The sequence below is a fragment of the Immundisolibacter sp. genome, assembly GCF_050250495.1.
Classification (GTDB): Bacteria; Pseudomonadota; Gammaproteobacteria; order Immundisolibacterales; family Immundisolibacteraceae; genus Immundisolibacter.
This window is the reverse complement of the sequence record NZ_JBFWOM010000002.1, coordinates 115,777-142,288: the sequence shown is the minus strand read 5'-3', so window position 1 is coordinate 142,288 and position 26,512 is coordinate 115,777. Positions and strand designations below refer to the sequence as shown.

Sequence of the window (26,512 nt, the reverse complement as noted above, 5' to 3'; positions counted from 1 at the left end):
ACTACGTCGGCGTGATCGCGCGGCGCATGAAGGCGTCCGCCGCCGGCAAGGACGACAAGGTCAAGGTGGCCTACGACGAGTCCATGATGAAGGGCTTCAAGAGCGGCTGCTACGACCTGCAGCGCGGCCACGCGCTGATCTGGATCGACTTCCCCATGCCGCAGAACCGCCCGCTGTGGCAGGCCAAGGACGAGGTGGAGCAGCGCGTCGGCGGCGCCATGGCCGAATGGATGTTGAAGCGCCAGCGCAACCTGCTGATCTACCCGAACGTGCAGCTCATGGAGCAGGCGTCGTCGCAGATCCGCGTGTTCCGCCCGATCTCGCCGGAGCTCACCGAGGTCAAGATCTACTGCATCGCCGCCAAGGGCGAGTCGGCCGTGATGCGGGAGCGGCGCATCCGACAGTACGAGGACTTCTTCAACGCCACCGGCATGGCGACGCCGGATGACCTCGCCATCTTCGAGGCCTGCCAGGAAGGCTACAAGGCGCGCATCGTGGAGTGGCAGCAGGGCTACGACCGCGGCCTTGAACACATCACCCGCGGGCCGGACCAGTTTGCGAAGGAGCTTGGCATTCACCCCAGCACCAGCGGCCCGGATGCCACCGACGAGACGCTGTACCACGGCCAGTACCGCGAGTGGATGCGCCTGATGCAGGACGGCATCGCCCGCGAGCAGGGCATTGCCCCGGCGCGACGCGCCGCGAGTGCCTAGTCGTATGCAGAAAAATTCCGTCCCTGGAATTTTTCGGCTCGCGGTGGTGCGGTACACGCCCGCACCACGCTCCGTTGATCCGGGACTTCGCCCGGATCAACGCTGGGGCATCCTGCCCCAGACGGCGGGCGCCGACGCGCCAGCCCGCTGGGCGCTTCCGAGGTCCACACCATGAGCGATTGCCTGTTCTGCAAGATGGTGGCCGGCGACATCAAGCCGGACGTGCTGTACAGCGACGAGCACGTGCTGGCCATCCGCGACATCAACCCGCAGGCGCCGTTTCACGCGCTGGTGCTGCCGCGCGAGCACATCGCGACGCTGAACGACCTGACGCCGGCCCACGCGGCGGTGGTCGGTCACATGTACCTGGCGGCGCGGGAGCTGGCCGGGCAGCACGGCTTCGCGGCCGACGGCTACCGCACAGTCGTCAACTGCAACCGTCTGGCCGGCCAGACCGTCTATCACATCCACCTGCACGTGCTGGCCGGCCGCGCCATGCACTGGCCGCCCGGCTGAGCGCTGCGCCCTCCCGCCAGACCATCTGGCTCATCTCTTGCATTGCGTAAGCCGGCCGCGACGCTGCGGCCATTCGGACTGATCCAGCGACGCACGGTTGCGTCGGTATAACGACAACGAGGTCGTACCTGCCCTTGCGGCGGGTGCGGCCTTTTTTTTGTGCCCGCGGTTGCTGGGCACGCTCAACGCAGGGATGACACGCATGCACGCCCATACCGTTCTGATCCGCGCCGGTGCCTTGCTGGGCGCCGGTCTGCTGGCGGGTAACGCCGCCGCCCACGCCATCGACGACGCGCTGTTTCCGCTCACCGACTCGCTGCTGCAGGGCAGGGTCAGCCTCGACGTGCGCTACCGCTTCGAGACCGTCGACCAGGACCGACCCGCCAGCATCCTGGACGAGGCGAATGCCCAAACCGTGCGCACGCGTCTTGGCTGGCGCACCGGTTTGTTCCACGGCTTCTTCGCCTACGGCGAGGCCGAGAACGTGTCGGTGGTCGGCGAGGAGGACTACAACAACACCTACAACGGCGAGACCAGCTTCCCGGTGGTGGCGGACCCGGACGGCACCGAGGTCAATCAGGCTTACCTCGGTTACCTCGGCCTGAAGGGCAACACGTTCCGCTATGGTCGGCAGGCGTTTTTCTTCGACAACCACCGCTTTGTCGGCGACGTCGGCTGGCGGCAGAACCAGCAGACCTTCGACAGCTTTTTCTACGAGAACAAGATGCTGCCCGGCGTGACCGGCAGCTACGCCTACGTCTACAACGTGAACCGCGTGTTCGGTGAGGACACGCCGAACTCGGCGTTTGCCAACGACGGCGACTTCAGCACCGACGGGCACCTGGTGAACCTGCAGTGGAAGCTGAACCCGGTCACCACGCTGACCGGCTACGCGTACCTGCTGGACTTCGACGACTTCGACGCGGAATCGACCGCCACCTACGGCCTGCGCGCCGCGGGCGAAATCCCGCTGCCGTCGCTGAAGCTGCCGACGCTGCCGGGAGCGCCGGGCTCGGCCATCCTCTACACCGCCGAGTACGCGCGCCAGAGCGACTACGCCGACAACCCCGGCAGCTTTGATCTCGACTATGGCCTGCTCGAAGGCGGGGTGCGCCTGTTCGGGGTGAACTTCAAGGTCGCCTACGAGCTGCTGGAGGGCGGCGCCGTGAATGGCACCCGCGCCCTGCAGACACCGCTTGCCACGCTGCACGCCTTCAACGGCTGGGCGGACCAGTTCCTGCGCACGCCGGCGGCGGGCCTGAAGGACACCTACGTCACCGTGGGTGGGCCGGTGCCGGGTCTCGCGGTGGACTGGCTGGTGCGCTACGACAGCTACGAGTCCGACGCCGGCAGCACCGACTACGGCAGCGAATGGGGCGTGATGCTCAGCAAGACCTTCGCCGAGAAGTACACGGTCGGCGTGAAGTACGCGGACTACAGCACCGACGCGCCGGCCTTCATCGCCGGCCGGCCGGACACGAGCGACGTCAGCAAGGGCTGGCTGTGGCTGCAGATCAAGATCTGACGCGCGGCTGACGCGCTGTGAGCAGGCGCGCCGGCACCCACGGGTGCTGGCCGCCTTTTTGCGTTCTCCGGCGGCGTGCTTTCCGGGGAAGGCCGATCGACCGGCGTCGCCGACGCCTTGCAGGAGGAGTGGGATGGATTTTCAGGATTTCCGCCGCAGCGGCCACTGGCCGACGCTGCTGGCGGCGTTTTTGTATTTCGACTTCAGCTTCATGGTGTGGGTGGTGCTGGGGCCGCTGTCGCTGTACATCGCGCAGGACGTGGCGCTCGACGTGTCGCAGAAGTTCACCGTCGTCGCCATCCCGGTGCTGTTCGGCGCGCTGCTGCGCATCCCGCTCGGCATGCTGTCGGACCACATCGGGCCCAAGCGCACGGGCCTGATGGCGCAGGTCATCGTGATGGCGACGCTGGCCTACGGCTGGCTGGTCGGCCTGCATTCCATCCTGGCGCTGGAAGTGTTCGGCGTGCTGCTCGGCATGGCCGGCGCGAGCTTCGCCGTCGCGCTGCCGCAGGCGTCCCGCTGGTACCCGCCGCGCTACCAGGGCATCGTGCTCGGCATTGCCGGCGCCGGCAACATGGGCGTGGTGCTGGATTCGCTGTTCGTGCCGTGGGCGGCCGAGGCGTGGGGCTGGCAGGCGGTGTTCGGCCTGCTGCTGATCCCGATGGTGAGCGTGTTCGTCCTGTACGCGCTGATGGCCAAGGACGCACCGGAACAGCGCGTGCCGGCCTCGCTCGCCAACTACAAGGCCGTGCTGGGCGACCGCGATACGTGGTGGTTCATGTTTTTCTACTCGATCACGTTTGGCGGCTTCGTCGGGCTCGGCAACGCGCTGCCGCTGTACTTCACCACCTGGTACCACGTGTCCGGCGTGGCGGCGGGCCTGATGGTGGCGCTGGTGGTATTCGCGGGTTCCATGTTCCGGCCGGTCGGTGGCTGGCTGGCGGATCGCGTGGGCGGCATCCGTTCGCTGCAGGTGCTGTTCTGCGTGGTGGCGGTCAGCTACGTGGTGGTCGGCCTGCTGCCGCAGGGGCCGGCGCCGGCAATGGACGCCGTAGCGAATGCAAAGGTGGCCGGCTGGGGCATCCACGAACTGCCGGGCATCGCCTGGGCGGCGGTGGCGGCGTTCTTTGTCGGGGCGATGGCGCTCGGCATGGGCAACGGCTCGGTTTTCCAGTTGGTGCCGCTGCGCTTTCGGCGCGAGATCGGCGTGGTCACGGGTCTGGTCGGCGCAGCCGGCGGCGTCGGCGGTTTCTTTCTTGCCAAGACGCTCGGCTGGTCGCGCGCCGCGACGGGCGGTTTCGGCATGGGCTTTTACGTGTTCGCCGGCCTGGCGCTGGTCGGTCTGATCGGCCTTGCGGCGGTCAAGACCCGCTGGCGCACCACCTGGGGCGCGGTGGCACAGGCGCGCGTGTGAGCGGCGACGCGCCATGAGTGGCGCCACACGATGAGTGGAGAACGTCTCGACGTCGGGGTCGGCCTTGCAAGCGAGACCGGCCGGCGTGCGCACAACGAGGATTTTGTCGCCGCCGATCGCCCGGCCGGCAGCCGCGGCCAGCACGAGTTCGCGGCCGCCGTTGCGGACGGCGTCGGCGGCGGGCCCGGCGGGCGGCTGGCGTCCGAAACCGCCGTGCGGGCGTTTCTGGACGGTTATCTCAGTCTGCCGGCGACGCTCGGCGCCGAGCGTGCCGGGGCGCGTTCTCTGCAGGCCGTCAATCGCTGGCTGCACGGCCTTGGGCGGCAAAGCGCTGATCTGCGCGGCATGGCGACCACGTTCAGCGCATTGCTGCTGCGCGGGCGCGAGGCGCATGTCCTGCATGTGGGCGACAGCCGCGTGTACCGCCTGCGCGAGGGGCGCGTGCAGCGCCTCACCACCGACCACGCGCACGATCACCCGGACCTGCGGCACGTGCTGTACCGGGCGGTGGCCCTGGAGGACAGCGTGCACGCCGACGCGAGCCGCCACGCGCTGCGCGTGCACGATCGGTTTTTGTTGTGCACCGATGGCGTGCACGGCGTGCTGCCGGACCGGCGCCTGCTGGAACTCCTCGCCGAGCGCGCCGACCCGCAGACCAGCGCGGCGCGGGTAGTTGCCGCCGCGCTCGATGCCGGCAGCCGCGACAACACCACGGCGCTGGTGCTGGACGTGCTGGCGCTGCCGCCGCTCGACCAGACCGGGCTCGAAGCCACGCTGGCCGCGCTGCCGCTGCTGCCGCTGCCGAAGCCGGGCGACGTGGTCGACGGCTTCGAGCTGCTGGAGCAGGTGTCGGACGGCCGCTACAGCCGCCTGTTCCGCGCCCGGGACGGGCACGACGGCCGCGAGGTGGCGCTGAAATTCCCGCACCCGCGCCTGGAGGGGGAGGGCATCTACCGGCGCGCGTTTTTGCGCGAGGCGGCGGTCGCCGCGCAGGTGCGCAGTGCCCACGTAGCCGAAGTGATCGAGCTGCCGCCCGAGCGCCAGACGCGCCTGTATTCGGTGATGCCCTTCTACGTGGGCGAGACGCTGGAGCAGCGCCTGAAGCGCCACCCGGTGTCACTCGCGGACGGCATCGCCATCGCAAGCCAGCTCGGCCGGGCGGTGGACGCGCTGCACCGCCGGCGCGTGGTGCACCGCGACATCAAGCCGGACAACGTGCTGCTGCTGAAAGCCGGCGGTCTTCGGCTGCTCGACCTTGGCGTCGCGCGCCTGCCGGGCATCGAGACGGCGCCGGACGAGGACATCCCCGGCACACCGAGTTATCTCGCGCCCGAGATGTTCGACGGCAACGCCGGCGACGAGCGCACCGACGTGTACGCGCTCGGCGTCACGCTGTACCGGATGTTCAGCGGCCATTACCCGTACGGCGAGACCGAGGCCTTCGCCCGGCCGCGCTTCGGTCGCCGCCAGCCGCTGGCGCACTACCGGCCGGACCTGCCGGCGTGGCTCGACGCGGTGCTCGCACGCGCCACGGCGGTGCAGGCCGACGATCGCTACGCCCACGTCGCGGACCTGGTGAGCGATCTTGAAGCCGGGTTCGCGGGCGCCGCCGGCACCGCGCCGCAGCGCCGCCAGCCGCTGTACGCCCGCAATCCGCTGCGGTTCTGGCAGGGCCTGTCGCTGCTGCTGCTGATCGCGCTGCTGATTTCACTGGCGCTCGGAGGCTGACTGGCACGCCGCGTGCTCTGACGAAACCAGTTCCGGCGGCGGCAATGCAGTCGTCGCCGGAACCCACATCACCGGCCCGGGGCGCCAGCGACGGCGCGCCGGCCAGGGGCAACGGAGCCCACCGTCACACGCCGTGACGGTGGGCTTTTTTTTTGGCTTGGACACTCACGGAGCGCGCGCATGGACGACGTCGACAAGAACCTCAGCCCGGCCAACGTCGAGGCGCCGGTCAACCCCGCCCGCCGCAGCCTGCTGCGCGGCGCGCTCGCCACCACCGGCGCCGCGGCGCTGCTGAACCTGGTGCCGGCGCCGATCCGCAGCGCCGCCTGGGCGGCCGGCTCGGACGCGCCGGAAAAGCCCGACCTGAAGATCGGCTTCATCCCGCTGACCGACTGCGCGCCGGTCGTGATGGCGGCGCTCAAGGGCTTCGACAAGAAGTACGGCCTGACCATCACGCCCACCAAGGAAGCGTCCTGGGCCGCCGTGCGCGACAAGCTGATGTACGGCGAGATCGACGCCGCGCACGTGCTGTACGGCCTCGTCTACGGCGTGCAGCTCGGCACGCGCGGGCCGCAGAAGGACATGGCGGTGCTGATGACGCTCAACAACAACGGGCAGGCCATCACGCTCTCGAATGACCTCAAGGCCGCCGGCGTCACCGACGGCGCCGCGCTGAAGAAACTGGTGGACGGCAAGGCGCGCGACTACACCTTCGCGCAGACCTTCCCCACCGGTACGCACGCCATGTGGCTGTACTACTGGCTGGCCGCCAACGGCATCCACCCGTTCAAGGACGTCAAGAACATCGTGGTGCCGCCGCCGCAGATGGTGGCCAACATGCGCGTCGGCAACATGGACGGCTTCTGCGTGGGCGAGCCGTGGAACGCGCGTGCGATTGCCGACGACATCGGCTTCACGGCCGTCACCACGCAGGACATCTGGCCCGATCACCCCGAAAAGGTGCTGGGCACCACGGCCGAGTTCGTGGCCCAGTACCCGAACACCGCCCGCGCGCTGACCGCCGCGGTGCTCGACGCCGCCCGCTGGTGCGACGCGCAGGAAAACCGCCCGGAGATGGCGGACACCGTCGCCGCCAAGTCCTACGTCAACTGCCCGGTGGACATCATCAAGGGCCGCATCCTTGGCGAGTACGAGAACGGCCTCGGCAAGACCTGGACGGACGCGAAGCCAATGCGCTTTTTCCGCGACGGCGAGGTCACCTACCCGTGGCTGTCGGACGGCATGTGGTTCCTCACCCAGCACCGCCGCTGGGGCCTGATGGACAAGGACCCGGACTACCTGGCCGTGGCCAAGGCCGTGAACCGCATCGACGTGTACGCGCAGGCCGCCGCCGCGGCAGGGGTGGCGGTGCCCAAGGACACGCTGCGCAGCTCGACGCTGATCGACGGCACCGTTTGGAACGGCGCCGACCCGGCCGCCTACGCGGCGTCCTTCGCCCTCAAGGTGTAAGCCATGGCCAGCGTGATTGCCTTTCCCGCCGCGTCGCTGGAGGCGCCAATGACCGCGACCGAGCCTGTGGCGCCCGCGCCCGTGACCACCGACGCCGCACCGCCTGCGGCGAGCACCGAACCCGCACGGCGCGCGGCCCCGGCCTGGCTGCGCGCCAGCGGGCCGAACCCGCGTGCGCGCGCGTTTGCACAGCGCGCCGTGGCGGTGCTGGCCGGGTTACTGGTGCTGGTACTGCTGTGGTCTGCGCTGGCCGCCAACACGCGCCTGCCGGGGCCGGGTGCCACCTGGACCTCCGCGGTCGAGCTGTTCAGCGACCCGTTCTACCGGAACTCGCCGAACGACCAGGGCATCGGCTGGAACGTGCTGGCGTCGTTGAAACGCGTCGGGCTCGGCTTCGGCGCCGCGGCGCTGGTCGGCATCCCGATCGGCTTTGCGATCGGCCGGTTCCGGTTCCTCGGCGCCGCGGCGGGGCCGGTCATCAGCCTGCTGCGGCCGGTGTCGCCGCTCGCCTGGCTGCCGATCGGCCTGCTGCTGTTCAAGTCGGCGGAGCCGTCGGCCATCTTTGCCATCTTCATTTGCAGCATCTGGCCGATGATCATCAACACCGCGTCCGGCGTGCAGCAGGTGCCGCGCGAGTACCTCGACGTGGCGCGCGTGCTGCGCCTGTCCGAGTGGACGGTGTTCCGGCGCATCCTGCTGCCGTCGAGCCTGCCGCAGGTGCTGACCGGCGTGCGCCTGTCGGTGGGCGTGGCGTGGCTGGTGATCGTCGCCGCCGAGATGCTGACCGGCGGCGTCGGCATCGGCTTTTGGGTGTGGGACGAGTGGAACAACCTCAACGTCGAACACATCCTCATCGCCATCTTCGTCATCGGCGCGGTGGGTCTGCTGCTGGAGCAGGCGCTGTTGCTGATCGCGCGACGTTTGCCGTGACCGGAGCATTCCAATGAACGAATCGAAATTCCTTACCGTCGAGAAAGTGGACGTCACTTTCGATACGCCCAAGGGCCCGCTCACCGTGCTGGAGGGCGCGAGCTTCGACGTGGCGCGCGGCGAGGTGGTGGCGCTGATCGGCCACTCCGGCTGCGGCAAGTCCACGCTGCTGAACGTGATCGCCGGCCTCAACCGCGCCAGCCGCGGCGGCGTCACGCTGGAGGGCCGCGAGGTGACCGAGCCCGGCCCGGACCGCGCCATGGTGTTCCAGACCCACGCGCTGCTGCCGTGGCTCTCCGCCTACGACAACGTGCGCCTGGCGGTGGACCGCGTGTTCGGCAAGACCAAGACCCGCGCCGAGCGCCACGACTGGACCATGGAGCACCTCGACGAGGTCCACATGGCGCACGCCGCCGACCGCAAGCCCGGCGAAATCTCGGGCGGCATGCGCCAGCGCGTCGGCATCGCCCGGGCGCTCGCCATGCAGCCGAAGGTGCTGCTGATGGACGAGCCCTTCGGCGCACTCGACGCGCTCACCCGCGCGTCACTCCAGGACTCGCTGCTGGAAATCCAGACCGCGCTCGGCATGACCGTCATCATCGTCACCCATGACGTGGACGAAGCCGTGCTGCTGTCGGACAAGGTCGTCATGCTCACCAACGGCCCGCACGCCCACGTCGGCGAAATCATCCACGTGCCGCTGCCGCGCCCGCGCGACCGCCTGGCACTGGCGGAAGACCCGGCCTTCATACACTGCCGCGCCGAGCTGCTGCGCTTTCTGCACAGCGCGCACCCGGCCAAGGCGGCGTAAGCGCACAGCCGCGAGGGTTCCAGCCCATCCGGCCCCGCCCGGTGCGGTCCGGGCGAGGGCGGGGTCGCGATGCGTGTTGGGTTGCGTTCCGCGCGGGCGTGCCGACGCCGGTCGGGCGGACTCTTTACACGCTGCAGCCGCGCCTGCCTCGCCTTATGATTGACAACTTGTAGCCGTGCGGCTACGGTCGCTTCGTGATCGAAGTCCGGAAAACCGACGTTTTCGCCCAATGGCTCGATGCCTTGCGCGACATCCAGGCACGGGCGCGAGTCCAAACCAGAATCGAGCGTCTGGCGAGTGGAAATCCTGGCGACAGTGAGCCTGTTGGCGAAGGTGTCTCCGAGTTGCGAATCAACTACGGTCCCGGTTACCGGGTGTATTTCAAGCAGCACGGGCGTGGGCTGATCATTCTTCTGGCCGGCGGTGACAAGAGCAGTCAGGCCAAGGACATCAAGGCAGCCCTGCGTCTCGCGCGAAACCTTTCGGAGTAACCACCATGGCCAAGACCGCTACCACTCGCTACGATGTTGCAGAACACCTCCGCACCCCGGAAGAAATGGCTGCCTATCTCGAAGCTTGCCTGGAAGAAGCGGATGGCGATGCCGCCTTTATCGCAAAGGCGCTCGGCGACATCGCCCGCGCCAAAGGCATGGCGCAGGTTGCCCGAGATGCCGGGCTTTCCCGGGAAAGCCTCTACAAGGCGCTTTCCGGGGAACGTAGCCCTGGCTTTGACACGATCCTCAAGGTGATTGGTGCGCTTGGTTTGAAACTGCATGCCGAGGCCGGTTCACCTGATAGCGCGCCAACCCCATAGCGTGCGGACTGTGATCCGCCTTCCGCGTTAAGTGCATTACGCAGGCTTGGAAAGACATGGAAGGAGGCATGTGCTGCATCGTCCCATGCGTGCTGTAGGGTGGGCAAAGCGCAGCGTGCCCACGCGGAAAAAAGTGAATCACCGCCCGCGAGCTGGCGCGTGCCGATAAAGCTGCGTGGGCACGGCCTAACGGCCTTTGCCCACCCTACGGCTCGCTGATGGATGAGTTAGCCGCACCCTCAATTTTGCTCTGAACATAGTTTACAAAGGCTGAGCACGACACTAAAAAGAACATGGCTTCATCATAGGTCACGGAGTCTGCCTCAAGAAGCGCATGACGTATGCCCCCTTCATCCGAGGTGTACCCGTACAGATTGCTGAACGCGGCCTTAAGCGCCGGATGAATGTCATCAAGTTTTTTGAGCAGTTGCCCAAGCGTACCGCGCTCATCTCCAAGAGCCGATGAAACAGCACTTTCGACAGAGGAGATTGATTATTTAATTGAGTTTCTATAGTCGGGATTTGTTCTGGATGACAATAAATCGAGCGACCGCCGAATGTGTGACCTAACTCCCTCTTTATCCGAGTAGGCGGCTTTTTCAATTTCCGCGATTTGTTCTTCCTCCGTGATTCTAGTAATTTTACCGGATACGAACCGATAAGCAGACATTTCTCGTTGAAGCACGCTGTTGCATGATTCAGCGAAACTTTCTGGGAATCCGCGTATCTCACAATGGTCGTGAACGAACTCGATAAAGTCATACACCTCATTCCACGGACACGAAAAGTAGTACGTCCGAAGTTTGTTGCTGATGTACCGCCAATTGTCATTAAGCGTGTCAATAGGTTCTTTGAAGTGAAGCAGCCACAATCTCTGACAGAGCGTCTTTATTGGTTTATTCCGATCGATGACTAACGCATACTGGTGACTGGCGTTCTCAACGCCTTGAAAAGCCATTATGTCTAAGATGCTCCAAAGGCCATTTCTTAGCGGTTCATCCATCGATTCGAGTTGAATTGCATTTCGAATCGCCTTATATCCGTATCGTTCAGAAAAGGTCATGGGATGCCTTAGTGGCTAACGTGAAATAGACACCTTGACAGGTTTATATCCCGTCGCGGCACAGGTGTATATCACCCGGGAAATGCTCATAACCTCTTCACCTTGGATGCTTATTGAAATTCATAGGGGACACACGCTGCTACAGAACACCCCTGTGCCGCGAGGCCACAAGCTTGTCGATCAGGGTGGTGACCTAACTCGTGTCAAGCATTACAGCATCCGCGAGGAGACACAATACGTGCAGCGAGCGTCGCGTCGGCAGCGCGCGGGATGCCCGAGTGAGGCGGATTGCCGTGCGGTACGCCACTCTCCGTTAGGCGCGCGGGCCACCTTGCCGGCCCGGGCGCCGCTGGCATGTCTCTTTCTCACCCAGAAACAGGCCACCGCCGCGCGGAGCGCCCAGTTTCCAGATTTGCAAATGAGCGGTCGGCGTCGTTGTGGGCGCTGCCGCCATGGGGCTTACCCGCCCGCAGTCAACGCCCCATCCGCCAGCACCAGCCGCCGATCAAGCAGACGGGCGAGGTCCGGGTTGTGGGTGACCACCACCAGCCCGCCGGCGCGCTCGCGGCAGACTTCCACCAGTTGCTGAAATACCTGTTCGGCGGTGTGCGGGTCGAGGTTGCCGGTCGGCTCGTCGGCTAGGATGCAGCGCGGTTGGGTGACGAGCGCGCGGCCGATGGCGACGCGTTGGCGTTCGCCGCCGGATAGCTGGCCTGGTTTGTGGTGGCCGCGTGCAGCGAGACCGAGGCGCGCCAGCATGGCATCGGCCGCCTTTCCGGCCTCACTCGGCGCCATGCCGCCGATCAGCAGCGGCATGGCGATGTTCTCGCGCGCGGTGAACTCGTCGAGCAGGTGGTGGAACTGGTAAACGAAGCCGAGCGAGCGGTTGCGCAGGCGCGAGCGCTCGCGCTCGCCAAGGCCGGTCAGGCTCTGGCCGTCGATCCACACCTCGCCCTCGCTCGCGGCATCGAGGCCACCCAGCAGGTGCAGCAGGGTGCTCTTGCCGGCGCCGGACGTGCCCATGATGGCGACGCTCTCGCCGGCCGCCACGCGCAGGTCCACGCCGTGCAGCACGGTGAGTGCGCCGCCGGCGTCGGCGTAGGTCTTGCCAAGGCCGCGGGCCTGCAGCACGGCGGTCGGGTTACTCATAGCGCAGCGCCTCGGCAGGATCGGTGCGGGCGGCGCGCCAGGCCGGGTACAGCGTGGCCAGCAGCGACAGCACGAGCGCGAGCCCGGTGATGTTGGCCACGTCCGCGGCGTCCAGCCGCGACGGCAGGCTGGAGATGTAATACACGTCGGTCGGCCACAGGCTGACGTGCAGGGTGCGTTCCAGCCACGGCACCAGCGTGGCGATGTTGAGCGCCAGCGCCACGCCGCCGACGAGGCCCAGCAGTGTGCCGACCACGCCGATGACGGCGCCCTGCACCACGAACACGCCCATCACGCTGCCGGGCGTGGCGCCCATGGTGCGCAGGATGGCGATGTCGGCGCGCTTGTCGGCCACCATCATCACCAGCGTGGAGATGATGTTGAACGCCGCCACGCCCACGATGAGCGACAGGATGATGAACATCACCGTCTTTTCGGTGCGCACGGCGCGAAAGAAATTGACGTGCTGGCGCGTCCAGTCGCTGACGGCGAAGTACGGCATGCGCTCGGCGAGCCGCGCCGCCACGGTCGGCGCGCGCATGAGATCCGTCAGGCGCAGGCGCACGCCGCTGACGGCGTCACCCAGGCGCACCAGGCGCTGCGCGTCCGGCAGGGCGATCAGCGCGAGCGCGCTGTCGTACTCGAACATGCCGGCCGAGAAGTAGCCGAGCACGGTGAAGCGCTTCATGCGCGGCAGCACGCCGGCCGGCGTGGCGCTGGCCTCCGGGATCAGCACCGTCACCTTGTCGCCGGGCTTGGCGCCGAGCGCGTTGCCAAGATCGCGCCCGAGGATGATGCCGAACTCGCCGGGCGTGAGCGCCGCCAGCGTGGTGCCGGTGGTGTTCAGCGTGAGTTCGGCGACCGTCGGCTCCTGGGCCGGGTCGATGCCGCGCAGCAGCACGCCGCTGGCGTTGCCGGCAAACGAGATCATGGCCTCGGTTTCCACGTAGGGCGCGCTCGCCAGCACCTCGCCCTCGCCCGACACCAGCTTCTGCACGTCCTGCCAGCGGCGCAGGGCGCCGCCGTCGCCGCTGACCGTGACGTGCGCCACCATGCCGAGGATGCGCGAGCGCAGCTCCTGCTCGAAGCCGTTCATCACCGAAATCACGGTGATCAGCGCCATCACGCCCAGCGCGATGCCGGCCATCGACACCAGGCTGATGAAGGAGATGAAGTGGTTGCGGCGCTTGGCGCGCGTGTAGCGCAGGCCGATGAAGATTTCGTAAGGCTTGAACATGGCTCAGCCGGGGTCGGGGGCGGCGTATTGTCGGTCTGGATCGCGCACGAAACCGCAGCGCGAAGGCAAATCGGCAGCGAGGCAGCGCTCGATCGGCACGCGGCCGCCGGGCAGGTCGAGGAACAGCGCCGGCTGGGCCGTGCCGTCCATGAAGGCGGCGAGCGTCGCCTCGTCGGCCGGCCGGCCGTCGGCATCGCACACCCGGTCGGCGAAGTAGCCAAGGCTCGCCTCGTCCACCCGCCCGGCGCCGAGCGCCGTCAGCAGCGTGAGCGCGCCGGCTTCGTCGAGACACGCCGCCTGCACCGCGCCGGCCGGCTCGCCGGTGTGGGCTTCGAGCGCGCCATCGGGCGCGGCGTGCAGCGCGTAGGGCGCGTAGTCGAGCCGCACGTAGACCACCTGCTGGCCGTTTTGCACGCAGTAGCGGCCGGCCGCGTCACGAAAGTAATGGCGGTTCAGGTGCGCGCGCAGCGCCGGGTGCTCGACCGCCGCGTCGCGGATCAGCCACGCGCCGCGCGCGGTCAGGCGCAGCCAGCCGGCGATGGGCTGGCCGGCGGACCACGCGGGCGTCAGGCCGTCGGTCACCGCAGGCGCACGCGCTGGCCGTGCAGCGGCACGGTCGCCTGCCAATTGAAACGCTCCTGCAGGCGCAGCCGCAGCGCGTCGGCAGCGGTCTGCTCGCCGTGGGTGACGAACACCTGCCGCGGCGCCGGCAGGCCATCCAGCCAGCGCAGCACGTCCTGCCAGTCGGCGTGCGCGGACAGGCTGCCGATGCTCGCGACTTCGGCCTTCACCGCGATGTAGCGACCGTGGACTTTCACCTCGCGCGCACCCGCCTGCAGCGCCGCGCCGCGCGTGCCGCCGGCCTGGTAGCCGGCCAGCAGGATGGTGTTGTGCGGGTTGCCGGCGCGGGCCTTGAGGTGATGCAGCACCCGCCCGCCGGTGAGCATGCCGCTCGCGGAGATGATGACCATCGGTTGCGCGCGGGCGTTCAGCGCGATCGAGTCCTCGCGCTCGTGCACGTAGGTGGCGGTGGCGCACACGGCGCGCGCCTGGGCCGCCGTCAGGCGATGCTCGCGCGTGTAGCGGCACAGGATCTCGCTGGCGTCGATCGCCATCGGGCTGTCGAGAAACACCGGCAGGTCCGGGATGCCGCCCTGCTGTTTGAGGCGGTGGATATAGAACAGCAGCTCCTGCGCCCGCCCGACGGCAAAGGACGGGATCAGCACCATGCCGCCGCGCGCCGCGGTGCGCGTGATGACGTCGCCGAGTTCCTGCCCGGGGTCGCTGTCCGGGTGCAGGCGGTCGCCGTAGGTGGACTCGACGATCAGGTAATCCACCGGCGGCGGCGGCGCGGGGTCGACCATGATCGGGTCGTCGTAACGGCCAAGATCGCCGCTGAACAGCAGCCGCCGGCCGCCGGCCTCGATTTCCACGCTCGCCGCGCCCAGGATGTGCCCGGCCGGTTGAAAGCGTGCCCGCACGCCGGCGCAGGGCTCGAACCACTCGCCAAAGCCGGCGCGCTCCAGCGCCGGCAGCGCGTCGATGGCGTCCTGCTTGTCGTACAGCGGCAGGGCTGGGCGGTGCTTGGAGTAGCCCTTGCGGTTGGCGTACTCGGCGTCCTGCTCCTGCAAATGCCCGCTGTCCGGCAGCAGGATGTCGCACAGCGCCGCCGTGCCCGGCGTGCACCACACGCGCCCGCCGTAGCCGTTTTTCACCAGCAGCGGCAGGTAGCCGCTGTGGTCGATGTGCGCGTGGGTGAGCAGCACGGCGTCGAGCGTGCCCGGCTTCACCGGCAGCGGTGCCCAGTTCTGCAGGCGCAGCTGCTTGTAGCCCTGGAACAGACCGCAGTCGATCAGCAGGCGCCGCTCGCCCACCTCCAGCAGATATTTCGAGCCGGTGACGGTGCCGGCGGCGCCAAGAAAGCTGAGGTGCACGCCGCTCAGTCCTGCCCGGCCAACAGGCGCTGCACGTAGTCCGCGACGCCCCGCTCCACTGCCGTGAACTCGCCCGCGTAGCCGGCACCGCGAAGCGCAGTCAGATCCGCCTGCGTGTAGCTCTGGTAGCGCTCGGCGAGCCCCGGCGGGAAGTCGACGTAACGCAGCGCCCCTGCGCCGACCAGCGCGGGCAGATCGAGCGCCGGCTCACCCGCCGCGGCGCGGCAAGTGTTGATCACCGCCTGCGCCACGCGGTTGAAGCTCGCCGCCTCGCCGCTGCCGAGGTTGAACACGCCGCTTGCCGGGTTATCGAGGAAATGCAGCACCACGCGCGCGATGTCGTCCACCGCCACGAAGTCCCGCCGCTGCTCGCCATCCGCATAGCCGCCGCTGCCGCAGAACAACTGCACGCGGCCGTGCTCGCGATACTGCAGAAAGAACTGCCGCGCCACCGAGGCCATGCGGCCCTTGTGCGCCTCGCCGGGGCCGTAGACGTTGAAGTAGCGAAAGCCCGTCACCGGCGCCGTCAGACTCCCCAGCCGGCGGCGCAGGTACTCGTCGAACAGCAGCTTGGAATAACCGTAGACGTTCAGAGGTCTTTCGTTAACCGGCTGCTCGGCGAACACCTCGCTCGCCCCGTACACCGCCGCCGAGGACGCGTACAGCAGCGGCGCGCGCACCGCCTGGCAGTGCTCCAGCACCGCCTTCGAGTAGGCGTAGTTGTTGTCCATCATGTAGCGGCCGTCGAGCTCCATGGTGTCGGAGCAGGCGCCCTGGTGCAGCACGGCGGTCACGCGCGGCAGGCTGCCGGACTCCAGCCGCCGCAGGAACTCACGCTTGTCCTGATAGTCGGCGATGGTGCAGCCGGTGAGGTTGCGGAACTTGGCGGAGTTCGTTTCGAGGTTGTCCACCACCAGGATGTCGGTCACGCCGCGCGCGTTCAGCGCCCGCACCAGATTGCTGCCGACGAAGCCGGCGCCGCCGGTCACTACATACACGCCGAGTCCTCCTTGGCCAGTTCGGCCGCCACTTCCTGCACGCTCGCCGTCGCCGTGCCGAGCTTGCCGACGACGATGCCGGCGGCGAGATTTGCCAGATGCACCGCCGCCGCGTCGTCCAGTTCCGCCGCAAACGCCAGCGCCAGCGCCGCGACCACGGTGTCGCCGGCGCCCGACACGTCGAACACCTCGCGCGCCCGCGCCGGGTCGTGCAGGGCCGGCGCGCCGGCGCGAAACAGCGTCATGCCCTGCTCGCTGCGCGTCACCAGCAGGCGCTCCACGCGCAGGCGCGCCAGCCAGTCGGCCGCCTTGGCGTGCAGTTCGTCCTCGCGCGCCCAGGGGCCGGCCACGGTGGCGAACTCGCCGCGATTGGGCGTGAGCAGAGTAGCGCCCCGATAGCGCTCGTAATCGTGCCCCTTGGGGTCGACGATCACTGGCCGCGCCGCGGCGCGCGCCCGTTCGATCAGGGTCGAGGCGGCGCCGAGCGTGCCCTTGCCGTAATCCGACAGCACCACCACCTGCGCCCAGTCCAGAGCATCGGCAAACGCCGCTTCGATCTGCGCCAGCGCCGCCGCCGCGGGGCGCGCCTCGAAATCCAGCCTGATCAACTGCTGGCTGCGCGAGAGCACGCGCAGCTTGAGCGTGGTCGGCAGCGCCGGGTCGCGCAGCAGTTGAGCGTCGATATGCGTTTCCGCGAGCAGCGCGTCGATACGCGCGGCGGCCTCATCCACGCCGGTGACGGCCAGCAGGCGCGCCTGGCCGCCCAGCGCCACCACGTTGCGCGCCACGTTGGCCGCGCCACCCAGACGCTCCTCGCTGCCGCCGACCGCCACCACCGGCACCGGCGCCTCGGGCGAGATGCGCTCGACGGCGCCGAACCAGTAGCGGTCCAGCATGGCGTCGCCCACCACCAGCACGCGCTGGCCGGCGAGGCGCGGCAGATGCTCCGGCAGGAGTGCGCGTAACACGGTTCAGCCGCCCTTGAGGCTGGTCACGATGCCCTGCAGCGTCGCGAGGGGATCGGCTGCGGCGGTGATCGGCCGGCCGATGACGAGGTAATCGGCACCGGCATCGAGCGCCGCGGCCGGCGCGAGCGTGCGCCGCTGGTCATCGGGCGCGTCGCCGGGGCTGCGGATGCCCGGCGTGACCAGCACGAACTCGCGCCCGAGCGCCGTGCGCAGCGGGCCGATTTCGAGCGGCGAACAGACCACGCCGTCGAGGCCAGCATCGGCGCAGGCCGTCGCCAGGCGCAGCACCTGCGTCGCCGGATCGGCCGCCACGCCGACGGCGGCGAGTTCCGCCGCATCCATGCTGGTCAGTACGGTCACGCCGACCAGAATCGGCGGTCGGCTGGCCGACGCGACGGCATCGGCCGCCGCCGCCAGCATGCGCGGGCCACCGCCGGCGTGCACGTTGATCATCCACACGCCAAGCGCCGCCGCGCTGCGGCAGGCACCGGCCACGGTGTTCGGAATGTCGTGGAACTTGAGGTCGAGAAACACCTCGAAGCCCTGCTTCTGGAACGCCTCCACCGCCGCCGGCCCGGCCGCGGTGAACAGCTCCATGCCGACCTTGAGGCGGCACAGCGCGGGGTCAAGACGCATCGCCAGCGCCTGCGCCGAGGCGAGGTCCGGGCGGTCGATGGCAACGACGACGGGGCGGGTCGGAACGGACAAGGGGCGGGCGGTCATGCGGGCGGGCACTCAGTGATTCGACGGCAAGTCCGGCGCCTGCACCAGCGCCTGAAGCTCGCCCTCAAGCCGCCGGTGGCGCGCGCGCAGGTGCCGCAGTTCGCGCCCGCTGCGCCAGCGGCGCGGCAGGCTGGCGAGCCAGCCCATCAGCATGCCAATGGCAACCACTGCCAGCAGCAAGTAGGCAAGCCGCAACTCGCCACTGCCGATGAGGAAATTGACCCGCACCGGCTGCGGGTTGACGCTGGCAAATAGCCCCGCCACCACCGCCACCAGGACAAGCATCAGCAATCGAAGCCTGCGCATCGATGCACCTCCACAAACGAAAAACGGCGTGGCAATCGCCACGCCGTTTGAAGACACTGCCATCCGAGCGGTAGCGGGCCGGCGCCAGGGCCGGCCGTGCTACGGGCGCTCAACGGCCGCGGTCGCCCAGCTGCTCCTTGAGCAGGTCGCCGAGGCTGGTGGTGCCGGTGGTGTTGGTGGACCGGTAGTCCTCCACCACCTCGGCCTCGTCCTTCAGCTCCTGCGCGCGCACCGACAGCTGGATGCTGCGCGTCTTGCTGTCGATGGCGATGATCATCGCCTCGACCTCGTCGCCCACCTTCAGCACCTCGGTGGCGTCCTTGGTCTTGTCCTGCGAGGCGTCGGTGCCCTTCATGGTGGCCTCGATGCCGTCCGCCAGCTGCAACTGCACCAGTTTCGGCTCGACCTGCGTCACCTTGGCCATGACACGCGTGCCGCGCGGGTTGGCTTCCACGTAGTCGGACCAGGCGTCGCCCTCGACCTGCTTCATGCCGAGCGAGATGCGCTCGCGCTCCGGGTCCACCAGCATGACCACGGCGTTCACCAGGTCGCCCTTCTTGAGGTCGCGGATGGCTTCCTCGCCGGGCTTGTCCCAGGAGATGTCGGTCAGGTGCACCAGGCCGTCGATGCCGCCGTCGAGCTCTACGAACACGCCAAAATCGGTAATCGACTTGATGCGCCCGCTGACCTTGTCGCCCTTGCGGTGCAGCGCAGCGAATTCTTCCCACGGGTTCATGCGGCACTGCTTCATGCCGAGCGAGATGCGCCGACGCTCGCTGTCCACGTCGAGGATCATCACCTCGGTCTGGTCGCCCGGCTGCACCACCTTCGAGGGCTGCACGTTGCGGTTGGTCCAGTCCATCTCGGACATGTGGACCAGGCCCTCGACGCCGTCCTCGATCTCGACGAAGCAGCCGTAGTCGGTCACGTTGGTGACGGTGCCGACCATGCGCGTACCGACCGGATAGCGGCGCGCGATGTTGACCCACGGGTCTTCCTGCAGCTGCTTCAGGCCCAGCGATACGCGCACGCGCTCGCGGTCGAACTTCAGCACCTTCACGTCGAGCTCGTCGCCGACCTTTACCACCTCGCTCGGGTGACGCACGCGCTTCCACGCCATGTCGGTCACGTGCAGCAGGCCGTCGATGCCGCCGAGATCCACAAACGCGCCGTAGTCGGTGAGGTTCTTGACCACGCCGTGGCGGATCTGTCCTTCTTCCAGGCTCTCGATCAGCGTGCGGCGTTCCTCGACGTAGCTGTCCTCCATCACGGCGCGGCGCGACACGACCACGTTGTTGCGCTTGCGGTCGAGCTTGATGACCTTGAACTCGATCTCGCGGCCTTCCAGGTGCGTCACGTCGCGCACCGGGCGGATGTCGACCAGCGAGCCCGGCAGGAACGCCCGCACGTCGCCGACCATGACCGTGAAGCCACCCTTGACCTTGTCGGTGATGACGCCGGTGATCGCCTCGGCCTTCTCGAAGGCGTCTTCGAGCACGATCCACTGCTTGTTCAGGCGCGCTTCCTCGCGCGACAGCACGGTCTCGCCGTAGCCGTCCTCGATCGCCTTCAGCGCCACCTCGACGATGTCGCCGATGGCGCATTCGAGTTCACCGCGTTCGTTGCGGAACTCCTGGATCGGGATCAGCGCCTCGGACTTGAGGCTGGCGTTGACGGTGACGAAGTTGTTGTCCATGTCGACCACGGTCGCGCGGACCACGGCACCGGGCTGCAACTTGCGGTTCGACAGGCTCTGTTCGAGCAGGGCGGCAAAGGATTCGGACATAAGGGTTATGGACTACGGCGTGGCGGCTCCGCGAACCGCTTTGATGGGTAACTGCGCTGTCTTGCGGCGGCCGGGTGGCCACGAAACGGAAAACGCCGGCGCGCCCGGATTCTCAACGAACCGGGCGGTCACCGACCGCGAGACCGCGCTCCTCAAGCTGCCCGACGATGCGGGCACATACTTCCTCCACCGTGAGACCGCTGCTGTCGATGAGGACAGCGTCGTCCGCCGGGCGGAGCGGGGCGGCGGCACGCGAGGCATCCTGCGCGTCACGCCGCCGCAAATCATCCAAAATGGCCGCAAGACTAGCATCGACGCCGGCCTCGCTCAACTGACGCCAGCGCCGCTGCGCGCGCTGCTCGGCGCTGGCGGTGAGGAAAATCTTCAGCGCCGCGTCCGGAAACACCACCGTGCCCATGTCGCGCCCCTCCGCCACCAGCCCCGGCGGGCGGGCGAAATCGCGCTGCAGCGGCAGCAGCGCCGCGCGCAGCGGTGCGTGCACGGCAAGGCGCGAGGCCGCGCGCGCGGTGGGTTCTTCGCGGATGGCGGTGGTCACGTCCGCGCCGTCGAGCCACACCTGCAACGCGTCCGCGAGGCGGAATTCGATCTTCAGCTGCGCCACTGCGCGCGCCAGCGCGTCGCCATCGTCGAGGTCGAGGCCGTCGCGCGCCGCTGCCACCGCAACCAGCCGATACAGCGCGCCGCTGTCGAGGTAGTGCCAGCCAAGCGTCCGAGCCAGGTGCAGGCTGACCGTGCCCTTGCCGGCGCCGCCCGGGCCGTCGATAGCAAGAACGGGCGCGTCGCTCACGACGCGCGGATACCGAGGCCCAGGCCGCGCATCAGATCGACGTAGCCCGGAAACGAGGTGCCGACGTTCACGCAGTCGCGTATCTGCACCGGCCCGTCGGCGCGCAGCGCGGCGAGGCTGAAGGCCATCGCGATGCGGTGATCGCCATGGCTTTCCACTACGCCGCCGCGGAACTGGCCACCCTGGATGCGCAGCCCGTCCGGCAGCACGCCTACGGCGATGCCGAGCGCGGCAAGGCCGTTCGCGATGGCCGCGATGCGGTCGCTCTCCTTCACGCGCAGCTCCTCGGCGCCGGTGATGAGCGTCTCGCCCGTGGCGCAGGCCGCCGCCACGGCAATGGCCGGGAACTCGTCGATGGCAAGCGGCACCAGCTCCGGCGGCACCGCGATGCCGCGCAGTGCCGACGCCCGCACGCGGAGATCCGCCACCGGTTCCGCGCCCGCCTCGCGCGGATTGAGCAATGCAATGTCGGCGCCCATGGCGCGCAGGATGTCGAGGATGCCGGTGCGCGTCGGGTTGATGCCGACGTTCTCGATCAGCGCCTCGCCGCCGTCGGCGATCAGCGCCGCCACCAGCGGGAAGGCGGCGGACGAGATGTCGCCCGGAATGGCGAACGAGGCGGCTTTCAGCGGCGCCGCGCCGCCTTCGACGCACACCCGCGCGCCGTCGCGGGAAACCGCACGACCAAACGCGCTCAGCATGCGCTCGGTGTGATCGCGCGTCGGCGCGGGCTCGGTGACGCAGGTGCGACCGGCAGCGTAGAGGCCGGCCAGCAGCAGGCAGGACTTGACCTGCGCGCTCGCCATCGGCAGCGCGTAGTCGATGCCGTGCAGCGACTCGACCGGGCTCAGCGCGAGCGGCGGGGTGTCGCCCTCGGCGGCGCTGATGTCTGCGCCCATCTGCCGCAACGGCCCGATCACGCGGCGCATCGGCCGGCGCGACAGGGACTCGTCGCCGACCAGCGTGACACCGAACCGCTGACCGGCCATCAGACCCGCCAACAGGCGCATGCCGGTGCCGGCGTTGCCCATGTCGAGCGGACCCGGGGGGGGCTTGAGGCCGTGCAGGCCAACGCCGCGCACCGTGAGTACGCCGTCGCGCGGGCCGTCGATGGCGACCCCCATGGCGCGGAAGGCCGCCGCAGTCGCCAGCGTGTCAGCACCCGCGAGAAAGCCCTCGAAACGGCTCTCGCCATCAGCCAGCGCCGCCAGCATCACGGCGCGGTGCGAGATCGACTTGTCGCCGGGAACGCGGCAGGTGCCGGCGATGCGTCCGCCCGGCGAAACATGAAAATCCACAGCAGAACCTCAGACCGGGGGGAGCCGGCGGTGCGCCGCCTGCGCGGCCCCAAACAGCTTTTCAAGACGCTTGCCGTCGCCGGCGTCGACCGCCGCGGCGAGCTCGCCCAGGCGCTCCATATAGCGCCGCAACGCAAGACTGAGCTGCGCGCGATTGGCGAGCGCCACGTCGCGCCACATCACGGGGTCGCTGCCGGCCAGGCGCGTCATGCCGCGAAAGCCGCTGCCGATCAGTTGCGCGAGCGCATCGTCGCCGGCGTCGGCGAACTGTTCCATCAATGTGTAGGCCAGCATCTGCGGCAGGTGGCTGGTGAGCGCCAGCGCCGCGTCGTGGCGCTCGGGCGTCAGTTCCAGCACGCGCGCGCCGACTTCCTGCCACAGCGCCGCGACGCGCGCCGTAGCGGCGGGGTCGGTGTCGGCGGTCGGCGTCAGCACCACCGTGCGGCCGGCAAACAGGCCTTCGACGCTGGCGGCGAAGCCCGACTGCTCGGTGCCGGCAATCGGATGCCCCGGCACGAACTGCGTCGGCAAGCGCCCGCCGCAGGCGGCGGCGACGTCGCGCACCACCGATGCCTTGGTGCTGCCCACATCCGTGACCACCGCCGTTGCCGGCAGGTGCGGGCGGATGCGCGCGTACAGCTCGCGCAGCGAACCGACCGGCACGCCCAGCACCACCACGTCGGCGATTGCGAGCGCCGGCGCCCAGTCGTCCGCCACCGCATCGACGATGCCGAGTTCGATCGCCGGGGCCAGCTTCGCGGCATCGCGCCCGCAGGCGGTGACGCGATGGCCGACGCGGCGCAGATCGCGCGCCAACGAGCCGCCGATCAGCCCGAGCCCGATGACGACAACCTCAGCCATCAGGCGGCGAGCGCGTTCGGCAGCGCCGTCAGCAGCCGCTGCATCTGCTCCGGCGTGCCGATGGTGATGCGAAGGTGCCGCGGCATACCATAAGGCGCGAGCGGGCGCACGATGATGCCGGCGCGCAGCAGCGCCTCGTACACGGGCCCGGCCGGGCGGCCAACGTCGACGGCGATGAAGTTGCCGACCGACGGGATGAAATCGAGCCCGAGCCGCCGGCAGGCGTCGGCGAGCTGCGTGAGACCCTGCGCGTTGAGCTGCCGGGCGCGCTCGACGTGCGCGTGGTCGGCCAGCGCGGCGACGCCAGCGGCGAGCGCCAGGTTGTTGACCGCGAACGGCTCGCGCAGGCGGTTCAGCAGGTCCGCCATCTCGACGCTCGCCACGCCGTAACCCAGGCGCAGGCCGGCGAGGCCGTAAATCTTGGAAAACGTGCGCGATACGATCAGGTTCGGAAACCGCTTGAGCCACGCGAGACCATTCGGGTAGTCCGGCTCGCTCACGTACTCGCAGTACGCCTCGTCCAGCACCACCACCACGTGCGCGGGCAGCGATTCCAGGAACGCCAGCAACTCGGCCGCGCGGTGCCAGGTACCGGTGGGGTTGTTGGGGTTGGCGATGAAGACGACGCGCGTGCGCTCGGTGACGGCCGCGCGCATGGCCGGCAGATCGGCGCCCCAGTCCCGCGCCGGCACCGTCACCACCCGCCCGCCGGCGCTGACCGCCTCGGTGGTGAAGATGGCGAACGCGAACTCGGCCACCACCACCTCGTCGCCGGGGTTCAGGAACGCCCGCGCCACCAGTTGCAGCACCTCGTTCGAGCCGTTGCCGAGCACCAGCTGATCGGCGCCGACCGCGAGCGCCGCCGACAGCGCCTGCTTGAGCGCGAAGCCGTGGCTGTCCGGGTACAGCTCGACCTCGTTCAGCGCTTCGCGCGCCGCGGCCAGCCCCAGCGGACTCGGCCCCAGCGGGTTTTCGTTGGAAGCCAGCTTGATGGCACCCGTGATGCCGTACTCGCGCTCCAGCTCCGTCAGCGGCTTGCCGGGCTGATACGGCTGTAGCGCGCGCACGCCGGGCGTGGCGAGATCGCGGATGGAAAAACTCATGCGGCGTCTCCGCTGGCGCGCGGGTAGGCGCCCAGCACCTTGCACAGCGTGGCCACCTCGCGCAGCTCGGCCAGCACCTGCTGCACCGGCGCGTCCTGCGTGTGGCCCTCGATGTCCACGAAAAACACGTACTGCCAGCGCCCGGTGCGGGCCGGGCGCGATTCGATGCGCGTCATCGACACGCCGTGCCGGCGCAGCGGTTCCAGCAGCGCGGCGAGCGCGCCCGGCCGGTTGCCGGTGGACAGCAGCAGCGAGGTCTTGTCGCGCCCGGACGGCTGGGTGTCCTGCTGGCCGATGACCAGAAACCGCGTGGTGTTCCCGGGCTCGTCCTCGATGTTGGCAGCCAGACGCGGCAGCTCGTACAGCCGCCCGGCCGACTCGCCGGCAATCGCCGCCGCGCCCGTCTCGCCGGCCGCGCGGCGCGCCGCCTCGGCATTGCTGCTGACGGCTTCCGTGCGCACACCCGGCAGGTGCGCCGCGAGCCAGCGCCGGCACTGCGCGAGCGACTGGGCGTGCGAGTAGACGACCGTGATCGCGCCAAGCTGCGCCGCGCGGCTCAGCAGCTGCTGATGCACGGCGAGCTCCACCTCGCCGCAGACCTTGAGCGGCGAGGTCGCGAACATGTCGAGCGTGTGCGTGACGGCGCCTTCGGTCGAGTTTTCGATCGGCACCACGCCGTAGTCGGCGGCGCCGGCGTCCACCTCGCGGAACACCTGTTCGATGGTGGCCTGCGGCAGGCTCGCAACCGACTGGCCGAACTGCTTGTGCGTGGCGTCCTGCGAGAAGGTGCCGGGCGGGCCGAGGTAGGCCACCGTGAGCGGCCGTTCGAGCGCGAGACACGCCGACATGATCTCGCGAAAGATGTGCGTCACCGCGTCCGCCGGCAGCGGCCCCGGGTTGTCGGCGGCCACGCGGCGCAGCACCTGCGCCTCGCGCTCGGGGCGGTAAAACGCCGTCTCGCCGGCGGCCTGCTTGACCTCCGCCACCTGCTGGGCGCAGCGCGCCCGCTCGGACAGCAGGCGCAGCAGGTCAGCGTCGATGGCGTCGATGCGACGGCGGATCTCGCCGAGGCGGTCGTCCTTGCTCATGCCTGCCCCCCGCCCGGCCTGCCGTCAGGGGCAGCGCACCGACAGCACGCCCGCGATGGCGCGAATCTTCCCCAGCACCTCGGCCGGCACCGGCCGGTCGACATCCACCAGCGTGTAGGCGAGCTCGCCCTTGGACTTGTTGATCATGTCGATGATGTTCAGGCCCGCGTCGGCCAGCGCGGTGGTGATCTGGCCCACCATGTTCGGCACGTTGGCGTTGGCGACCGCCAGGCGCACGCCCTCCTCGGCGCGCGGCATCACCACCCACGGGAAGTTCACCGCGTTGGTGATGTTGCCGTTCTCAAGGTAGTCGCGCACCTGGTCGGCCACCATCACGGCGCAGTTTTCCTCCGCTTCCGTGGTCGAGGCGCCAAGGTGCGGCAGGGCGATGACGCGCGGGTGGCCGATCAGGCCGGGCTTCGGGAAATCGCTCACGTAGTAGTGCACCTGCCCGGTCTCCAGCGCCGCGGCCACGGCGTCGGTGTCGACGATGCCGGCGCGGGCGAAGTTCAGCACCGTGAGTCCCGGCCGCGCCAGGCGCAGCGTGTCGGCGTTGGCCAGACCGCGGGTGTGGTCGTTCAGCGGCACGTGGAAGGTGATGAAGTCGGCGCGGCTGAACACCGCCTCGACGCTGGTCGCACGCTCCACCTGCGCGGACAGCTGCCAGGCGCCCTCGACAGTGATGCCGGGGTCGAAGCCGATCACCTTCATGCCGAGCGCGAGTGCCGCGTTCGCCACCTGCCGGCCGATGGCGCCGAGGCCCACCACGCCCAGCGTGCGGCCCGGCAGCTCGAAGCCGGCGAACTGCTTCTTGCCGGCCTCGACCGCGTGCTCCACGGTTTCGTGGTCACCGGTCAACGCCTGCGTGTAGGACCAGGCCTGGCAGATGTTGCGCGCCGCCAGCAGCAGGCCGGCAATCACCAGCTCCTTGACCGCATTGGCGTTGGCGCCCGGCGTGTTGAACACCGGGATGCCGCGCGCCGACAGCGCCGCCACCGGGATGTTGTTGACACCCGCCCCGGCGCGGCCGACGGCCTGCAGCGAGGCCGGCACGGCCATGCTGTGCAGGTCCGCCGAGCGCAGCAGGATGGCGTCCGGGTCGGCCAGGTCCTTGCCGGTCTGGTAGCGGTCCGCCGGCAGGCGCGACAGGCCGACCTTCGAGATGTTGTTCAGGGTCAGGATGCGGTACATGGCAGGTGGGTCTCTTGGAAACTTCTGCAAAACGCCATCTCTGGCATTTTGCAGTTCGCTGCTGCGCGGTACACGCCC

The 26,512-nt window shown here is 68.9% G+C and carries 26 protein-coding genes; 10 read left to right on the top strand and 16 right to left on the bottom strand.

The features are described 5' to 3' along the window. The 10 genes from AB7F93_RS02580 to AB7F93_RS02535 form a co-directional block, all read left to right on the top strand. Positions 1 to 713, top strand: a 713-nt coding sequence (locus tag AB7F93_RS02580) for an SRPBCC family protein (protein ID WP_428301319.1), incomplete at its 5' end; no start/stop codon positions are given. 171 nt (positions 714 to 884) lie between these two features. Further along, positions 885 to 1,229 carry a histidine triad nucleotide-binding protein gene (locus tag AB7F93_RS02575; protein ID WP_428301318.1) on the top strand — a complete coding sequence of 115 codons (345 nt, stop codon included), beginning with the start codon at positions 885 to 887 and terminating at the stop codon, positions 1,227 to 1,229. A gap of 202 nt (positions 1,230 to 1,431) precedes the next feature. Beyond that, entirely contained in the window at positions 1,432 to 2,754 is a 1,323-nt protein-coding gene (locus tag AB7F93_RS02570; RefSeq protein WP_428301317.1) for an alginate export family protein, read from the top strand. A gap of 133 nt (positions 2,755 to 2,887) precedes the next feature. Continuing rightward, positions 2,888 to 4,168 (top strand): MFS transporter, encoded by a 1,281-nt coding sequence (locus AB7F93_RS02565; RefSeq protein WP_428301316.1) that lies wholly within the window; start codon positions 2,888 to 2,890, stop codon positions 4,166 to 4,168. 30 nt (positions 4,169 to 4,198) lie between these two features. Next, on the top strand, positions 4,199 to 5,896 hold the full coding sequence (locus tag AB7F93_RS02560) for a bifunctional protein-serine/threonine kinase/phosphatase (protein ID WP_428301315.1): 1,698 nt from the start codon (positions 4,199 to 4,201) through the stop codon (positions 5,894 to 5,896). A gap of 180 nt (positions 5,897 to 6,076) precedes the next feature. Further along, the gene (locus AB7F93_RS02555; RefSeq protein ID WP_428301314.1) at positions 6,077 to 7,366 is read left to right on the top strand and encodes a CmpA/NrtA family ABC transporter substrate-binding protein; all 1,290 of its coding nucleotides are present in this window, start codon (positions 6,077 to 6,079) and stop codon (positions 7,364 to 7,366) included. A gap of 3 nt (positions 7,367 to 7,369) precedes the next feature. Beyond that, positions 7,370 to 8,296 carry a nitrate ABC transporter permease gene (gene ntrB, locus AB7F93_RS02550; RefSeq protein WP_428301313.1) on the top strand — a complete coding sequence of 309 codons (927 nt, stop codon included), beginning with the start codon at positions 7,370 to 7,372 and terminating at the stop codon, positions 8,294 to 8,296. Between the two features lie 13 nt (positions 8,297 to 8,309). Beyond that, the gene (locus tag AB7F93_RS02545) at positions 8,310 to 9,107 is read left to right on the top strand and encodes an ABC transporter ATP-binding protein (RefSeq protein WP_428301312.1); all 798 of its coding nucleotides are present in this window, start codon (positions 8,310 to 8,312) and stop codon (positions 9,105 to 9,107) included. A gap of 194 nt (positions 9,108 to 9,301) precedes the next feature. Next, positions 9,302 to 9,598: a type II toxin-antitoxin system RelE/ParE family toxin gene (locus AB7F93_RS02540; protein WP_428301311.1), complete on the top strand. Its 297-nt coding sequence runs from the start codon at positions 9,302 to 9,304 to the stop codon at positions 9,596 to 9,598. Between the two features lie 5 nt (positions 9,599 to 9,603). Beyond that, the gene (locus tag AB7F93_RS02535; protein ID WP_428301310.1) at positions 9,604 to 9,921 is read left to right on the top strand and encodes an addiction module antidote protein; all 318 of its coding nucleotides are present in this window, start codon (positions 9,604 to 9,606) and stop codon (positions 9,919 to 9,921) included. A 493-nt stretch (positions 9,922 to 10,414) separates the two neighbouring features. Here the strand turns inward: AB7F93_RS02535 and AB7F93_RS02530 are convergent, their stop codons facing one another. The 16 genes from AB7F93_RS02530 to AB7F93_RS02455 form a co-directional block, all read right to left on the bottom strand. After that, complete coding sequence (locus AB7F93_RS02530; protein ID WP_428301309.1) at positions 10,415 to 10,984, bottom strand: AbiJ-NTD4 domain-containing protein; 570 nt, start codon at positions 10,982 to 10,984, stop codon at positions 10,415 to 10,417. A 459-nt stretch (positions 10,985 to 11,443) separates the two neighbouring features. Further along, positions 11,444 to 12,133, bottom strand: coding sequence for an ABC transporter ATP-binding protein (locus AB7F93_RS02525; protein WP_428301308.1), 690 nt, complete (start codon positions 12,131 to 12,133; stop codon positions 11,444 to 11,446). Then, complete coding sequence (locus tag AB7F93_RS02520; protein WP_428301307.1) at positions 12,126 to 13,370, bottom strand: lipoprotein-releasing ABC transporter permease subunit; 1,245 nt, start codon at positions 13,368 to 13,370, stop codon at positions 12,126 to 12,128. Before AB7F93_RS02520 ends, AB7F93_RS02525 begins: the two co-directional genes overlap by 8 nt. Positions 13,371 to 13,373: 3 nt before the next feature. Then, positions 13,374 to 13,952 (bottom strand): DUF2946 family protein, encoded by a 579-nt coding sequence (locus tag AB7F93_RS02515; RefSeq protein ID WP_428301306.1) that lies wholly within the window; start codon positions 13,950 to 13,952, stop codon positions 13,374 to 13,376. Further along, positions 13,949 to 15,304, bottom strand: coding sequence for an MBL fold metallo-hydrolase (locus AB7F93_RS02510; protein ID WP_428301305.1), 1,356 nt, complete (start codon positions 15,302 to 15,304; stop codon positions 13,949 to 13,951). The genes AB7F93_RS02515 and AB7F93_RS02510 overlap by 4 nt, the downstream gene beginning before the upstream one ends. Positions 15,305 to 15,309: 5 nt before the next feature. Next, on the bottom strand, positions 15,310 to 16,302 hold the full coding sequence (gene rfaD / locus AB7F93_RS02505; RefSeq protein ID WP_428301304.1) for an ADP-glyceromanno-heptose 6-epimerase: 993 nt from the start codon (positions 16,300 to 16,302) through the stop codon (positions 15,310 to 15,312). Then, positions 16,293 to 17,270 (bottom strand): D-glycero-beta-D-manno-heptose-7-phosphate kinase, encoded by a 978-nt coding sequence (rfaE1, locus tag AB7F93_RS02500; protein WP_428301303.1) that lies wholly within the window; start codon positions 17,268 to 17,270, stop codon positions 16,293 to 16,295. Before rfaE1 ends, rfaD begins: the two co-directional genes overlap by 10 nt. Before the next feature lie 3 nt (positions 17,271 to 17,273). Further along, on the bottom strand, positions 17,274 to 17,993 hold the full coding sequence (gene pyrF, locus AB7F93_RS02495) for an orotidine-5'-phosphate decarboxylase (RefSeq protein ID WP_428301302.1): 720 nt from the start codon (positions 17,991 to 17,993) through the stop codon (positions 17,274 to 17,276). A 12-nt stretch (positions 17,994 to 18,005) separates the two neighbouring features. Then, a complete protein-coding gene (locus AB7F93_RS02490; RefSeq protein ID WP_428301301.1) occupies positions 18,006 to 18,299 on the bottom strand; it encodes a lipopolysaccharide assembly protein LapA domain-containing protein in 294 nt (97 codons plus the stop codon). A 109-nt stretch (positions 18,300 to 18,408) separates the two neighbouring features. Beyond that, the gene (gene rpsA, locus AB7F93_RS02485) at positions 18,409 to 20,085 is read right to left on the bottom strand and encodes a 30S ribosomal protein S1 (protein WP_428301300.1); all 1,677 of its coding nucleotides are present in this window, start codon (positions 20,083 to 20,085) and stop codon (positions 18,409 to 18,411) included. Between the two features lie 112 nt (positions 20,086 to 20,197). Continuing rightward, on the bottom strand, positions 20,198 to 20,893 hold the full coding sequence (gene cmk / locus AB7F93_RS02480; RefSeq protein ID WP_428301299.1) for a (d)CMP kinase: 696 nt from the start codon (positions 20,891 to 20,893) through the stop codon (positions 20,198 to 20,200). Further along, the gene (gene aroA / locus AB7F93_RS02475) at positions 20,890 to 22,191 is read right to left on the bottom strand and encodes a 3-phosphoshikimate 1-carboxyvinyltransferase (RefSeq protein WP_428301298.1); all 1,302 of its coding nucleotides are present in this window, start codon (positions 22,189 to 22,191) and stop codon (positions 20,890 to 20,892) included. The genes cmk and aroA overlap by 4 nt, the downstream gene beginning before the upstream one ends. Before the next feature lie 9 nt (positions 22,192 to 22,200). Next, positions 22,201 to 23,052, bottom strand: coding sequence for a prephenate dehydrogenase (locus AB7F93_RS02470; protein ID WP_428301297.1), 852 nt, complete (start codon positions 23,050 to 23,052; stop codon positions 22,201 to 22,203). After that, entirely contained in the window at positions 23,052 to 24,155 is a 1,104-nt protein-coding gene (gene hisC, locus AB7F93_RS02465) for a histidinol-phosphate transaminase (RefSeq protein WP_428301296.1), read from the bottom strand. The genes AB7F93_RS02470 and hisC overlap by 1 nt, the downstream gene beginning before the upstream one ends. After that, the gene (gene pheA / locus AB7F93_RS02460) at positions 24,152 to 25,243 is read right to left on the bottom strand and encodes a prephenate dehydratase (protein ID WP_428301295.1); all 1,092 of its coding nucleotides are present in this window, start codon (positions 25,241 to 25,243) and stop codon (positions 24,152 to 24,154) included. Before pheA ends, hisC begins: the two co-directional genes overlap by 4 nt. 24 nt (positions 25,244 to 25,267) lie before the next feature. After that, positions 25,268 to 26,434 carry a phosphoglycerate dehydrogenase gene (locus AB7F93_RS02455; protein ID WP_428301294.1) on the bottom strand — a complete coding sequence of 389 codons (1,167 nt, stop codon included), beginning with the start codon at positions 26,432 to 26,434 and terminating at the stop codon, positions 25,268 to 25,270. Positions 26,435 to 26,512: the final 78 nt, after the last annotated feature.

Coding starts and splice junctions, on each gene's coding strand:
- AB7F93_RS02545 (WP_428301312.1), top strand. CDS start 8,310: ATGAACGAATCGAAATTCCTTACCGTCGAGAAAGTGGACGTCACTTTC.
- AB7F93_RS02470 (WP_428301297.1), bottom strand. CDS start 23,052: ATGGCTGAGGTTGTCGTCATCGGGCTCGGGCTGATCGGCGGCTCGTTG.
- ntrB (WP_428301313.1), top strand. CDS start 7,370: ATGGCCAGCGTGATTGCCTTTCCCGCCGCGTCGCTGGAGGCGCCAATG.
- pyrF (WP_428301302.1), bottom strand. CDS start 17,993: ATGACCGCCCGCCCCTTGTCCGTTCCGACCCGCCCCGTCGTCGTTGCC.
- AB7F93_RS02525 (WP_428301308.1), bottom strand. CDS start 12,133: ATGAGTAACCCGACCGCCGTGCTGCAGGCCCGCGGCCTTGGCAAGACC.
- AB7F93_RS02555 (WP_428301314.1), top strand. CDS start 6,077: ATGGACGACGTCGACAAGAACCTCAGCCCGGCCAACGTCGAGGCGCCG.
- AB7F93_RS02560 (WP_428301315.1), top strand. CDS start 4,199: ATGAGTGGAGAACGTCTCGACGTCGGGGTCGGCCTTGCAAGCGAGACC.
- AB7F93_RS02530 (WP_428301309.1), bottom strand. CDS start 10,984: ATGACCTTTTCTGAACGATACGGATATAAGGCGATTCGAAATGCAATT.
- AB7F93_RS02565 (WP_428301316.1), top strand. CDS start 2,888: ATGGATTTTCAGGATTTCCGCCGCAGCGGCCACTGGCCGACGCTGCTG.
- AB7F93_RS02520 (WP_428301307.1), bottom strand. CDS start 13,370: ATGTTCAAGCCTTACGAAATCTTCATCGGCCTGCGCTACACGCGCGCC.
- AB7F93_RS02535 (WP_428301310.1), top strand. CDS start 9,604: ATGGCCAAGACCGCTACCACTCGCTACGATGTTGCAGAACACCTCCGC.
- rpsA (WP_428301300.1), bottom strand. CDS start 20,085: ATGTCCGAATCCTTTGCCGCCCTGCTCGAACAGAGCCTGTCGAACCGC.
- pheA (WP_428301295.1), bottom strand. CDS start 25,243: ATGAGCAAGGACGACCGCCTCGGCGAGATCCGCCGTCGCATCGACGCC.
- AB7F93_RS02490 (WP_428301301.1), bottom strand. CDS start 18,299: ATGCGCAGGCTTCGATTGCTGATGCTTGTCCTGGTGGCGGTGGTGGCG.
- AB7F93_RS02455 (WP_428301294.1), bottom strand. CDS start 26,434: ATGTACCGCATCCTGACCCTGAACAACATCTCGAAGGTCGGCCTGTCG.
- AB7F93_RS02575 (WP_428301318.1), top strand. CDS start 885: ATGAGCGATTGCCTGTTCTGCAAGATGGTGGCCGGCGACATCAAGCCG.
- hisC (WP_428301296.1), bottom strand. CDS start 24,155: ATGAGTTTTTCCATCCGCGATCTCGCCACGCCCGGCGTGCGCGCGCTA.
- AB7F93_RS02570 (WP_428301317.1), top strand. CDS start 1,432: ATGCACGCCCATACCGTTCTGATCCGCGCCGGTGCCTTGCTGGGCGCC.